Source organism: Flavobacterium sp. WV_118_3 (assembly GCF_039778605.1).
Classification (GTDB): Bacteria; Bacteroidota; Bacteroidia; order Flavobacteriales; family Flavobacteriaceae; genus Flavobacterium.
On record NZ_CP156060.1, the window covers coordinates 724842 to 738705 of the forward strand.

Here is a 13864-nt window from a genome sequence, read left to right on the forward strand (position 1 = left end):
AATCTATTCGGGTTGCACTTCGTCAACACGTTTTTTCTTCTCTTCTTTTTTACCGCCTTTTTTACCTTTTTCTTCTTTTCCGCTTTTGATTTCTACCGGTTTGTAGTTTTTATCAAAACGCCATGAAAATCCGATTCCGCCTACGATTAAAGCCGGTGTGTCTTTGATGTTTGCCCCGATGGAAGCATCGATCTGCATGTTTTTCTGAAGTAAATAAGCCGCACCACCTCTAAAAATCATATCGGAATAGTAATCACTCTGATAACCCTGGTTTTCCAAAAAAGCCGACCATTTGGCGTTGATTCCGCGTGTTAACGTTAGAATATAGCCATAACTCTTATAATCGGAAATAAACTTGTCGGCAATAAAGTTTCCAACCAACACCCATTGGGCACCAAAATGGTTTTGGGTAATTAACATCACTCGCGGACTAATAGACGGTTCGTCCGGTATTTTATAATTGTCGGATAAGGCAAAATTCGCTCCGGCATACACACCCACGGCCGGAATAAACTGACGCCATTTAAAACGGTGATTGGCTTTCCAACTATAGATGTTTACTTTGTCTTCATAATTTTTAAAGGGATCGTAAACCAGGTATTTGGCACCGATTAAAGCTTGTTTGATTCCCGAACGACTCGTTTCGGAATAATCGGTTTTGTAGTTGTCAAATTGATATTGAATGTCACCGATAAATTCCAATTGCTCCAGAATCGCACCATAACGCAAGCTCAATTCGCCCCCAAAACCAGACGATTTATACCCTAAGTATTTGTGTTTGTCGTTAATGTAGTAGGTGCCGGCTTCGGCCTGAATTACCGTTTTTCCAACCGAAAAGGCGCCGTGGGATTTACCCGGACGATTCGAGTTGATCTCGTCGGTAAACTGGGCGTAATGTACGGAAGTGGAAAATAGAAGCAAACCTGCTATCTTGAGTTTAAAATGCTTTATCATGGGTAAAAAGAGTTTTCAGTAACGTATAAACGTAAAATCAAATGTAGTTATTTTATTATTATTTTAAGAAATAGAATTTATTTTTAACCGTTGGATTTAGTAAATTTGGAAAAAATTATAGATTATGGATACGGCATCATTTAGCGGTCTTGTAAAAACGTTGTTGTGGATTATTGTAATTTACTATGCCCTGAAATTTGTAATGAAACTATTGGCACCTTACTTTTTACAGCAGGTGGTGAAAAAAGCAGAAGAAAATTTCCAGCAACAACAACACTATTATAACCAGCAACAATCGCAACAGCAACAAAATACACAATCCAACTTTTCGTCCGATAAACCAAAGGAAAAGAAAAAAGTTGGAGAATATATCGATTTCGAAGAATTAGAGTAGTGCTTAAAGCTACTCTTTTTCTTTTTTTACAATACTTTTATTTCTATTTTAGCCTACTATTATTAGGCTAAATTCGTTTTATGAAAAACCTTTCTAAATTTTATCCTCATGTACTGGCAGTACTAGGCTTTGTACTGATCTCTTTATTGTATTTTCATCCTGTATTGCAAGGGAAAAAAGTGTTCCAGTCCGATATTGCACAATATATCGGTATGGCAAAAGAACAAAATGATTTTAGAAAAACAACCGGCGAAGAGCCGTATTGGACCGATAGTGCTTTTGGTGGAATGCCAACCTATCAGTTGGGAGCCAATTATCCTAATAATTTTATCAAACAACTGGATTCGGTAATCCGTTTTCTGCCGCGTCCAGCCGATTATCTGTTTCTGTATTTCCTTGGATTTTATATCCTTTTACGCGTATTTCGTGTCGATAGCCTGAAAGCCTTTTTCGGCGCTTTGGCGTTTGGTTTTTCAACCTATCTGATCATCATTCTTGGCGTCGGACATAATGCAAAAGCTCATGCCATCGCGTACATGCCGATGGTCGTGGCCGGAGTGATTCTGGTATTCCGGAAACGCTATCTGACTGGAGGAATACTCACAATGGTTGCCGCTGCCCTGGAAATCAATGCGAATCACTTCCAGATGACGTATTATTTGTTACTATTCCTATTGGTAATCGGAATTTACTTTCTGGTTCAGTATATCAAAAATAAAGAATACAAAGATCTTGGCATTATTGCCGCTACGTTTGCGGTTGCCGGAATTTTGAGTATTGGTGTGAATGCCACGAACTTAATGGCTACTTCTGAATATGCCAAATACAGTACCCGAAGTGATAGTGAACTGACTTTTAATCCGGATGGTTCTAAAAAAGAAAGCAGCAATGCGATGACCTACGAGTATATCACCGAATACAGTTATGGTATTGGCGAGAGTTTTAACCTGATTGCACCGCGTTTGTTTGGTGGTTCCAATCACGAAAATGTAGGTGTAAATTCACCGATGTATGAGTTTATTTCCAATCAAGGGGCTTCTCCGGAACAGGCAAAAGATTTTGTGTCGAGTGTGCCAACCTATTGGGGAGCGCAGCCTATTGTAGCCGCACCAGCCTATATCGGAGCAATTGTTTTCTTCCTGGCAGTATTAGCTTTGTTTATTGATAACCGAAAAATTAAATATGCCTTTTTGGCCGGAGCATTGATGTCGTTGTTCTTGTCGTGGGGGAAATATTTCCCGGCACTAACGAATTTCTTTATCGATTATGTGCCGATGTATAATAAATTCCGCGCCGTATCGTCAATTCAGGTAATTCTGGAATTGTGTATGCCGGTTCTGGCGGTTTTAGGATTGCAGTCTTTCTTTAAAGCCGAAGAAAAAGAACGTTGGAATGCCCTATGGAAATCGGGTGCTACGGCATTGGGTGTGGTAGTGGTATTGTTGTTTGCCAAAGGAATGTTCGACTTTACCGGCGGTAGTGACAGTATGTATTTAAAAGCTTACGGCGAAATGGGACCTCCGTTTATCGACGCTTTAAAAGAACAACGAGCAGCGATGTATGTATCCGATTTAATGCGTTCCGGCGTATTGATTTTGTTGGCGGCTGCTATTTTATGGCTGTTTTCTAAAAACAAATTATCACAGGTAACGGCTGTTGTTTTGGTAGGCGTACTAATGGTTGGTGATTTATTCTTTGTGGATAAAAATTATGTAAACAGCGATAGTTTTGTATCGGCACGTCAGGCAGATGTTCCGTTTCAAGCGACTCCGGCCGACGAACAGATTCTAAAAGACACCACGCACTACCGTGTGTTTGAAGTCGAAGGAAACATGTCGAGCGCCAGAACGTCCTATTTCCATAGTTCGATTGGCGGTTATCACGCGGCCAAACCCAGAAAAATGCAACAACTTTTCGACTATCAGATTGCGAAAAACAACATCGGTGTGTTAAACATGCTGAATGTAAAATATATCATCCAAAAAGACGACCAGGGTCAGGATATTCCACTCAAAAATGCGGAAGCGAATGGAAATGCCTGGTTTGTGAGCGAAGTGAAAAAAGTGGATACGCCCGATGCCGAAATGAAGGCATTGGATAAATTGGATACGAAAAAAACAGCCGTGTTGAATCAGAAAGAATTTGCCGGTGTGGTAAAAGAAAATTCATTCGTAACCGATTCGACAGCGACCATCAAATTGACACAATACGAACCAAACTATCTGAAATATACGTCCAATAATCCGAATAAAGGATTGGCGGTGTTCTCGGAAGTGTATTATCCGAAAGGATGGAAAGCAACAATCGATGGTAAGGAAGTACCTCATTTTGCCGTAAATTATGTATTGCGTGCGATGGAAGTTCCGGCCGGAAAACATACAATTGAATTCAAATTCGAACCGGAAGTCATCAAAAAAGGAAGTATGATTTCATTGATCAGTTTTATCGCGATGGTAGCGTTAATCGTGGCCGGTATTTATTTTGACAAGAAAAAGAAACAGCAGATCCCGTCGTAGTGATAATGAAGAAAGTACTGATTATAACCTATTATTGGCCTCCCGCCGGAGGACCCGGTGTACAGCGTTGGCTGAAGTTTGTCAAGTACTTGCCGGAATTCGGCGTGGAACCGATCGTGTATATTCCTGAAAATCCAACCTATCCGTTACAGGATCCTAAATTACTGGATGAAGTACCACAAGGGGTAACGGTATTAAAAAAGAAAATTACAGAACCGTATGCCTGGGCATCGGTGTTTTCAAAAAATAAAACCAAAAAAATAAGCTCCGGAATTATCCCGAACAAAAAAAAACAATCGTTCCTCGAACAACTGATGTTGTGGACCAGAGGGAATTTGTTTATTCCGGATGCACGGGTGTTATGGGTAAAACCTTCGGTAGCCTATTTGCAACGGTATATTAAAGAAAACGGAATCGATACGGTTATTACAACCGGCCCACCGCATAGTTTGCATCTTATCGGGATGCATTTAAAAGAGAAAACGGGTATTCGATGGGTAGCCGATTTTCGCGATCCGTGGACGACTATAGGATATCATAAAGCATTGAAATTATCGGACTATGCGGCTCAAAAGCACAAAGATCTGGAGCGTAAGGTGATGCAGGAAGCCGATTTTCTATTGGTAACAAGTCAGACGACACAAAAAGAGTTTGAGGCAATTACGTCCAAACCGATTCATGTGATCACAAACGGTTATGACGTTGAAAATGTAAGCCGACTGCCATTGGATAAGAAGTTTTCATTGGCGCATATCGGTTCCTTTTTGTCCGAACGTAATCCGCGGATTTTATGGAAAGCACTTAGTGAACTGATCAAAGAAGAGCCGGGTTTTAAAGAGCATTTCGAATTAAAGTTAATCGGTGCAACCAGTCAGGATGTACTCGAAACGATCGAGGAGTTCCGACTTTCGCCTTATGTGAATAACCTTGGCTATGTTTCCCATCAGGAAGCCGTACAACAGCAACGAAGTTCGCAGGTATTATTGCTGATTGAAATTGATTCGGAAGAAACCAAAAGTATTATCCCTGGAAAATTGTTCGAATATATGGTTTCCGAGCGACCGATTCTGGCAATTGGCCCGGAAGATGCCGATTTTGCCGGAATCATAAAACAAACCAATACGGGTGTTTTTGCCTTATACGATAATAAAGATTTGGTAAAAGAGACGTTATTGTCGTATTACAGACTTTATCTGACGCAAAACCTAAAAGTATATCCGGTAGGCTTACAACAATACAGCCGTAGGAATCTAACCAAACAACTGGCCGATTTATTGAAATAGTATGGGAATTGTTATTAATCAATCCATAAAAAACACCATTATTACCTATATCGGTTTTGCAATCGGTGCGGCGAATACGTTGTTTATGTATCCGAAGTTCCTGGGTGAAACCTATTACGGGTTAACGGGCTATTTGTTATCGTCGGCCAATATCATTATGCCTTTGATGGCGTTTGGCGTACATAACACCCTGATCAAATATTTTACCCATTATAAAACGGAAAAGGAAAAAGAAGAATTCCTGACATTGGTGTTGTTTCTTCCTTTCTTATTGATCATTCCGATGATGCTGTTCGGGACTTTTGGCTATTCGGCTATAGCTTCCTTTTTATCCCGAAAAAATCCCATCATTTATGAATATGTCTGGCAAATTCCGGTTATCGGATTGTGTATGGGCTATTTCGAGATTTTTTATGCCTGGGTGAAAGTGCATATGCAATCGGTTTTCGGAAGTTTTATAAAAGAAATCGCACTTCGTATTTTTATTACCGTTTTCCTGTTTTTGGTTTATTTTAAATGGATAACACCTGAGGCTTTTGTAAACTTCCTGATGCTGATTTACCTGGCGGTGATGTTGCTCATGCTGTTTTATGCTTTCAAAATCAAACCGATCGTATTCCGGTTTAAATTGCCACACAATACCCGCGCCGTATTGGTGTATTCGTCGTTTATTATCCTGTCGGGTAGTATTGCAAATATGTTATTGGACGTCGACAAAAACATGATTGGTCAATATATCGCGATTGAGAATATTGCCTATTATTCGGTGGCCATTTTTATTGCGACGGTTATTTCGGTTCCCAGTCGGGCGATGCACCAGATTACCTATCCCATTACGGCCAAATTAATGACCGAAAATAAACACGACGAACTAAACGAACTCTATAAAAAGACGTCGATTTCCTTACAGGTTGTGGGCGGATTGGTGTTTTTGGGAATTTTGGTGAATGTAAAAGAATTGTATACGCTCTTGCCGGCCAATTATAGCGGAGGGATTTTTGTGGTTTTTGTGATTGGACTTTCCAAATATTTCGATTTACTTTTAGGAAATAACAATGCCATTATTTTTAATTCCAAATATTACCGGGCGGTTTTATTTTTGGGATTGCTGTTGGTTTTCCTCACCGTAAGTCTGAATATGTATTTTATTCCGCGGTTGGGAATCGAAGGAGCGGCCATTGCTACACTGATTTCAATTACGCTTTATAGTGTGGCGAAATTACTTTTTGTAGTGGTTCGGATGAAGTTGTTTCCGTTTTCCAAAAAGACACTTTATTCCTTTGCCATCTCGCTGGGTTGCTTTTTTGCTTTTTATTACTGGGATTTCCCGTTTCATGCGGTGATCGGAATCCTGTTAAAATCTACATTGATTTCGGCCGTATACTTATATCTGAATTATAGCTTTAAAATTTCGGAAGATATTAATTTGGTCATGGATAAAGTTCTGAAGATGGTTCGGTTAAAACGATAATAAGAAAACCCGCTCGGCAAAAATTGCGTCGCGGGTTTCTTCAAACTAACCAACCAAAATTTTAATATAAAATCGTTTTTATTATTTGTCTTTTATTTCTTTGATGTCACTATCGGTCATTTTCGCTTTCGTACCGTCGGCTCTGTAATAATAGTAATCATCGTTATTGTTTTGCCATGATCCGCCAGTGGTATAATCGTCTTCCGGATAATAACCGTTATTGGTATTGTTACCCGTTGGAAAATAGGCATATCCTTGAGAATCACGGTTTACATATCCGCTGATGTCTACGATTTGTCCTCTTCTGTTATAAAAAATACGCAGACCACCTACTTGTGACAAGGCAAAACTGTTATAACTCATATAAACACTTCCCACTCTTTTTACACGGTTCGTACTGTCGTAGTTGATAAAAACGTTACCTACGCGACGTACGCGGCCGAAATTGTCGTGTTCAATACGTACTCCGTAGTTCACAGCCGTGTTGTAATAACGCGGATTACGAGGATCGGGTGCACCATAAGTGGTATTCACCACACCGCGTCTTCCGTTTCGGTATACTACGGTTCCGCTGGTTTCCGGTTGGGTGTTAAAATCGAATTCCCCATTCGGAAAGATATAAAATGCAATCCCACGTTCCATAAACATAATCGGTTCGGCATTTCGGTAATCGATGCCATAACGCGGGCCGTTGGTTTTAGCATCAGAAAAAACGGGATTAACGGATGCCTGAGCCATACTTCCCACCAGGAAGATGCTGGCTACTAAAAGTGTAATTTTTTTCATAATACCTAATTGTAATAGTTTCCTACTCGTATCGTTTTTCGGATCCACTTTCCGGAATCGTATTAAAGAATTCCGTTACTTACTTAATTCCAATTTGCGTGCCAAAACATTAAAGGGAAAAGGACTATTTTTTGAGATCCCTGTAAATACCTGTGTTACAGCGACTGTTAAAAGTAAAAAAAAATAATTTTGTAAGTTTTTTTGTAAATTCTCATCAATGTGAAATTAATATTTATTATATTCGTTACCCGATATATCGAGAATAACCTATTAAAAAACCTAAATCTTTACCAAAAAAATGAAAAACTTAACTAAAAGCGTAATGCTTTCTTTAGTCGCGGCCTTATGGGGTACGGCGACTCAGGCGCAAACCTTTATACAGGAGTACGCCGATGTTGCAAATCAGGCGTCACAAACCGGAATTGTAACGAATCTGACGGAATTTGAAAATTTCGGTCTGAAATACCGGGGCACCGTAAACCAGGCCAATACTTTACAATGGCTTAAAAACAAATACCTGAGTTATGGGTATACTGCGAGTGAATTATCGGAAGATACCTTTAGCTATTCGGGTTCGACGTGTAAAAATTTAATTGTGACTAAAATGGGTACGGTTTATCCAAATACCTACGTAATTGTTTGCGGACATTATGATACGGCCGTTGGGAGTGGTACCAACGATAACGGTAGTGGTGTAGTTACCATTCTTGAAATCGCCCGGTTATTGCAAAATATCCCAACGGAATATTCGATCAAATTTATCAATTTTAGTGGGGAAGAAGACGGACTATTGGGAAGTACGCATTATGTGACGTCAGTGGTTAACGGAACAACGCCTAAGATGGATATTAAGTTGGTCTTTAATATTGACGAAATCGGAAGTGTCGCTGGAATTGTAAATGATAAGATTGTTTGCGAACGCGACCTTTTTGCACCAACTTCAAATAATGCGGCTTCCGATGTGGTTACAAGAGAATTGATGGCCTGTACGGAGCTTTATTCGCCTTTAAAAGCAGAATTGTCGTATGCATATGGATCGGATTATATGCCATTTCAGGAAAACGGAGAAGTGATCACCGGATTTTTCGAACATTATTATTCTCCTCATGCCCATACTACACAGGATCTACTGGTTAATCTGGATACCACATATGTGTATCATGTGGCGAAAGCGGCCATCGGTGCAACACTTCACTTTGCCAAAGCGACTATTGCGACTTCAGAAACAGAAAATGCCAATAAGGATTTTAATGTAAGCTTTTTTCCGAATCCGGTTAAAGATCGCTTAACAATCAATAAAGGAAAACTAACGGTCAATGATTATTCCTTTACAATTGTGGATATTCATGGAAACCGGCTACTGAAACAACAATTTGTTAATGCTGAGTTATTGGAAACAATCGATATTTCGAAATTAAACAGCGGAATCTATATGGCGGTTCTGGAGACAGACGGACATCGTATCACAAAAAAAATTGTGATTGAATAAAAAACGCTTTTTAACCCAATAAAATGATCCGACTTATGTCGGATCGTTTCGTTTATAATAGATTGTAACTATGTTGTTTTTAAAGGGTTAAAAAATGAAACAGTTATTTTTAATGTCCAATACAGTCAGCCTGAAAAATTAGTATCTTCGTTGACCGGTTTTCCGGTAATAACCCATAAAAAAACGAATAACTAACTAAAAAAATGAAAAACTTAACTAAAAGTTTAATGATTTCATTGCTGGCGACTGTATATGGGAATACAACCCAAGCCCAAACCTTTATACAGTCCTATGCTAATGTTGTCAATCAGGCTTCACAATCCGGAATTCTGACGAATCTGACGGAGTTTGAAAATCTGGGCGTCAAGTACCGTGGAACATTGGCACAAGCCAATACGCTGCAATGGCTCAAAAATAAATACCTGAGCTACGGATATACGGCAAGCCAACTGTCGGAAGACGTTTTTACGTATTCGGGTGCGACGTGTAAAAACCTGATCGTCACGAAAATCGGAACGGTTTATCCGAACACCTATGTGATTGTTTGCGGGCATTACGATACAATCACCGGAACCGGAACCAACGACAACGGTAGCGGCGTATCAACTATATTGGAAGTCGCCCGACTGTTACAAAATATCCCGACCGAATATTCGATTAAGTTTATCAATTTCAGTGGCGAAGAAGACGGATTACGAGGAAGTCAGCATTATGTGAGTTCTATTGTGAACGGAACCACGCCAAAAATGAGTATCAAACTCGTATTTAATATCGATGAAGTGGGAGGAGTAGCCGGAATGCTCAATAATACGATTACCTGTGAAAGGGATACCGGAAATCCTTCAGCAAATAATGCGGCATCCAATACGATTACTACTGAGTTGATCAAATGTACGCAGCTGTATTCACCTTTACAGACCAAATTGTCCTATGCCTATGCGTCCGATTATATGCCTTTCCAGTCGAACGGGGAAATTATTACCGGTTTTTTTGAAAGCAACGAAACAGCACATGCACATACCACTCAGGATTTGCTGGTGAATATGGATCCGGTATATGTCTATAACGTGGCTAAAGCGGCTACCGGGGCTACGCTGCATTTTGCCAAAGCAACCACTACGGCAAATTTAGGAACTGATGCCTTTGAAAAAGATTTTAATGTAAGTTTTTTTCCGAATCCCGTTAAAAACTATTTAACAATCAATAAAGGGAAACTGGAAGTAAACGAGTATGTTTTTACTTTGGTGGATCTTAACGGAAAACAGGTGTTGCAACAAAATGTTACTAATGCCAAACTGTTGGAATCGGTTGATATCAGTAAGCTAAGCAAAGGAATCTATATGGGTATACTCGAAGCCGGAGAATATCGTATTTCGAAAAAAATAGTAATTGAATAAAAAAATGGCCGATTAAAAATCGGCCATTTTTTTATCTTATAATTCTGGTTTTTTCAGAGATTTTCTCATCGTAATTTTTTATAAAAAGATCGATTTGACTTTCATCCAATGTGCCTTCTGGAGTTAAAACACCATTTTTTAGAAGTAATTTGATCGCGTTATAAATGTTTCCGCCTCGAATTTCGGCTTGTTCTCCTTTTGTTAAGAATTTAATCTGTGTATAGTCATCAGCTATTTCCATATGAGTACCACCATCATTCTGTACCAATATTATGATACGCTTATTCGTGTTTAATTCGGAGAGTTCATATGCAACGGCACCGAAAGCACCACCTTTCTCACAGGATAAAAATTCTTTGTCATCCAAAAAGATTTTTTCCTTTTTCAGTTTGATTTTTTGTGAAAAGCCTAATGAGGTGATAAGGCATAGTAAAAAAGTTAAAAAATAACGATTCATAATTTGTTTTTTAGGTTTGATATTCTTTTTCTCAAAAAATACTTTCTTTTTTGAGAGATTGCAAATTAAAATAATTTTGAAAAGTCTGGCAATTAAATTTATCGGAATTAATTTAAACCTGTCAGGTTTCTTATCACCATAAAAAAATCCCGTTCCATTTGGAACGGGATTTTTTTATGCTTACAATTTCTCTTTTAGATACTTACCGGTTTCGGAGTTTTGGTTTTTGACAACTTCTTCCGGTGTACCAAAAGCTATCAGTTTTCCACCGTTTTCACCGCCTTCCGGACCGATATCAATAATATAATCGGCACATTTGATCAGATCCAGATTGTGTTCGATCACAATGATTGAATGACCTTTATCGAGTAGGGCATCAAAAGAAGCCAATAGTTTTTTGATATCGTGGAAATGCAAACCGGTTGTTGGTTCGTCAAATACGAATAATGCCTTTTCTTTGGTAACCCCTTTAACCAGAAACGAAGCCAGTTTGATCCGTTGCGCTTCTCCGCCGGAAAGCGTGGATGACGACTGTCCCAATTGTACATATCCTAATCCTACGTCCTGTAAGGGTTGTAGCTTTTGTGTGATTTTGGTTTGTTTATGCTGATCAAAGAAAGCAATGGCATCGTCAATCGTCATGGTTAACACATCGTCGATATTTTTGCCTTCAAAATTCACTTCAAGTATTTCTTTTTTAAAGCGTTTTCCGTTACAGGTTTCACACTCCAGATGTACATCGGCCATAAACTGCATTTCAATCGTCACGGAGCCTTCCCCTTTACAGGTTTCACAGCGCCCACCGTCTACGTTAAACGAAAAGTGTTTCGGCTGATAGCCTCGCATTTTTGATACTGCTTGCTTGGAAAACAAATCCCGGATATCGTCGTAGGCCTTGATATAGGTAACCGGATTGGAACGGGAACTCCGCCCAATAGGATTCTGATCCACATATTCGATGTGTTTGATATGCGAATAACTACCTTTTAATTCGCTAAACTGACCGGCTTTTTCGCCCACGCCTTCCAGTTGTTTTTGTAAGGCCGGGAAAAGTATCTTTTTGACCAGTGTGCTTTTTCCACTTCCGGAAACTCCGGTGATTACCGTAAGACATTCCAATGGGAAGGTGACATCGATGTTTTTAAGGTTGTTTTCACGCGCTCCGATAACATCGATATGATTTTTGAATTTGCGTCTTTTTTGGGGAACTGCGATTTCCATACTTCCGTTGAGATATTGTGCCGTTAGCGAATCGGCTTTCAGGATTTCCTCATACGTTCCCTGTGCAACCAAATGACCGCCATAGGTTCCGGCTTCCGGTCCGATGTCGATAATCATGTCGGCTGCTTTCATGATGTCTTCATCATGCTCTACTACGATTACGGTATTACCCAGATTGCGAAGGTCTTCAAGTACTTTGATCAGACGTTCGGTGTCTTTTGGGTGTAAGCCGATACTCGGTTCATCCAGAATATACATCGATCCAACAAGGCTACTACCTAACGAAGTGGCCAAATTGATACGTTGTGATTCTCCTCCGGACAAGGTGGCTGAATTCCGGTTTAACGTCAGGTAATTTAAGCCTACTTCATCCAGAAAGCGCAAACGGTTGTTGATCTCGATTAACAGTCGTTTGGCTACTTTTTCGTCGTATTCGGACAAGGTTAGCTCTTTAAAGAATCCAATCAGATTTTTAATCGGAAGATCAACCAGATCGGATATGGTTTTGCCTCCCACATGTACGTAATTGGCTTCCGGTCGGAGCCGTTTTCCTTTACAAACATTACATTTTGTTTTACCACGGTAACGGGATAGCATTACCCGGTTCTGAATTTTATAGTTCTTTTCTTCCAGTTCCTGAAAAAAGTCATCCAGTCCGGTAAAAAAACGGTTCCCTTTCCAGATCAGGCTTTTTTGTTCTTCCGATAATTCGAAAAACGGTTTATGAATCGGGAAATCAAATTTATAAGCATTGTTTACTAACTGATCGCGGTACCAGCCCATGCTTTCGCCACGCCACGGATAAATGGCGTTTTCGTAGACCGAAAGTGCGGTGTTTGGAATTACGAGCTCTTCATCGATACCAATTACATTCCCGTAGCCTTCACATTTCGGACAGGCACCATACGGGTTGTTAAAGCTAAATAAATGGACATTCGGCTCCAAAAAGGTGATGCCGTCCATCTCAAAATTAGTACTGAAAACAATACGTTTTTCAGTATTGAGTTCCTGTAAATAACATTCGCCTTTCCCTTCGTAAAATGCGGTTTGCGCGGCATCGGCCAGACGATTGAAAAATTCTTCGTCGTCTTTTACAATGATCCTGTCAATGATCAATAATACATCCTTATGGTCTAAACTATGTTGATCAATCTCATCGAGGCGTACCATTTCGGTATCCACCAAAATACGGGCAAAACCCTGTTGCAGTAAAACTTTTAATTTGTCTTCCAGCTTACGGCCTTCTTCCAGGTGAATTGGAGCCAATAGCATCCATTTGCTATCCAAAGGGAGCTTTTTGACTTCGTTTACCACATCGGTAACAGTATCTTTTTTAACTTCTCTGCCGGAAACGGGAGAAATGGTTTTTCCAACCCGGGCATAAAGCAGTTTTAAATAATCGTAAATCTCGGTCGATGTACCAACTGTTGAACGGGCATTGGTCGTGTTGACTTTTTGTTCGATAGCAATGGCTGGCGCAATTCCTTTAATGTATTCCACTTTGGGTTTGTCCAGCCTTCCTAAAAACTGACGGGCATACGAAGACAAACTTTCTACATAACGGCGTTGTCCTTCGGCATATAAGGTGTCGAAAGCCAAACTTGATTTTCCGGAACCGGACAGACCGGTAATTACAACCAGTTTGTTCCGCGGGATCGCTACATCGATATTCTTTAAATTGTGTAATTGTGCCCCTTTTATGATAATATTTTTTTTGGGCTCCAGTGTGGTAATGTCAGTTTTCATAGAATACAAAGATAAGCAAAAACAGTATTTTACGATAGAATATTGTGTTTCCCGAAAAAAAGTTATCGGGGTTATAAGACCCCGCTAAAAGCAGGGGATACCGTTGAAAATTCTTTAAGAAACAACGGAAATTACTATAGGAAAATATGT

At 39.7% G+C, this 13864-nt stretch carries 10 protein-coding genes; 6 read left to right on the forward strand and 4 right to left on the reverse strand.

Features of this window, described 5'->3' with window-relative positions; translation table 11 throughout:
- Positions 1-3: 3 nt before the first annotated feature.
- The gene (locus ABFU83_RS03420) at positions 4-954 is read right to left on the reverse strand and encodes a transporter (RefSeq protein ID WP_136402025.1); all 951 of its coding nucleotides are present in this window, start codon (positions 952-954) and stop codon (positions 4-6) included.
- A 124-nt stretch (positions 955-1078) separates the two neighbouring features.
- Between ABFU83_RS03420 and ABFU83_RS03425 the strand changes: the two genes are divergently transcribed.
- The 4 genes from ABFU83_RS03425 (at position 1079) to ABFU83_RS03440 (ending at position 6618) form a co-directional block, all read left to right on the forward strand.
- Positions 1079-1348, forward strand: coding sequence for a DUF4834 family protein (locus ABFU83_RS03425; RefSeq protein WP_347068963.1), 270 nt, complete (start codon positions 1079-1081; stop codon positions 1346-1348).
- Positions 1349-1428: 80 nt separating this feature from the next.
- Positions 1429-3864, forward strand: a complete 2436-nt coding sequence (locus tag ABFU83_RS03430; RefSeq protein ID WP_347068965.1) for a YfhO family protein — start codon at positions 1429-1431, stop codon at positions 3862-3864.
- A complete protein-coding gene (locus ABFU83_RS03435; RefSeq protein WP_347068967.1) occupies positions 3864-5147 on the forward strand; it encodes a glycosyltransferase family 4 protein in 1284 nt (427 codons plus the stop codon). Before ABFU83_RS03430 ends, ABFU83_RS03435 begins: the two co-directional genes overlap by 1 nt.
- Before the next feature lies 1 nt (position 5148).
- Positions 5149-6618 (forward strand): polysaccharide biosynthesis C-terminal domain-containing protein, encoded by a 1470-nt coding sequence (locus ABFU83_RS03440; RefSeq protein ID WP_347068968.1) that lies wholly within the window; start codon positions 5149-5151, stop codon positions 6616-6618.
- An 81-nt stretch (positions 6619-6699) separates the two neighbouring features.
- On the opposite strand, the gene ABFU83_RS03445 is transcribed toward ABFU83_RS03440, so the two are convergent.
- Positions 6700-7404: a hypothetical protein gene (locus tag ABFU83_RS03445; protein ID WP_347068970.1), complete on the reverse strand. Its 705-nt coding sequence runs from the start codon at positions 7402-7404 to the stop codon at positions 6700-6702.
- A 298-nt stretch (positions 7405-7702) separates the two neighbouring features.
- On the opposite strand from ABFU83_RS03445, the gene ABFU83_RS03450 reads away from it, so the two are divergent.
- A complete protein-coding gene (locus ABFU83_RS03450) occupies positions 7703-8893 on the forward strand; it encodes a M28 family peptidase (protein ID WP_347068971.1) in 1191 nt (396 codons plus the stop codon).
- Positions 8894-9096: 203 nt separating this feature from the next.
- A complete protein-coding gene (locus ABFU83_RS03455) occupies positions 9097-10290 on the forward strand; it encodes a M28 family peptidase (protein WP_347068973.1) in 1194 nt (397 codons plus the stop codon).
- 31 nt (positions 10291-10321) lie between these two features.
- On the opposite strand, the gene ABFU83_RS03460 is transcribed toward ABFU83_RS03455, so the two are convergent.
- On the reverse strand, positions 10322-10747 hold the full coding sequence (locus ABFU83_RS03460) for a hypothetical protein (RefSeq protein ID WP_136402017.1): 426 nt from the start codon (positions 10745-10747) through the stop codon (positions 10322-10324).
- A gap of 180 nt (positions 10748-10927) precedes the next feature.
- Positions 10928-13714: an excinuclease ABC subunit UvrA gene (gene uvrA / locus ABFU83_RS03465; protein WP_347068976.1), complete on the reverse strand. Its 2787-nt coding sequence runs from the start codon at positions 13712-13714 to the stop codon at positions 10928-10930.
- Positions 13715-13864 lie beyond the last annotated feature (150 nt).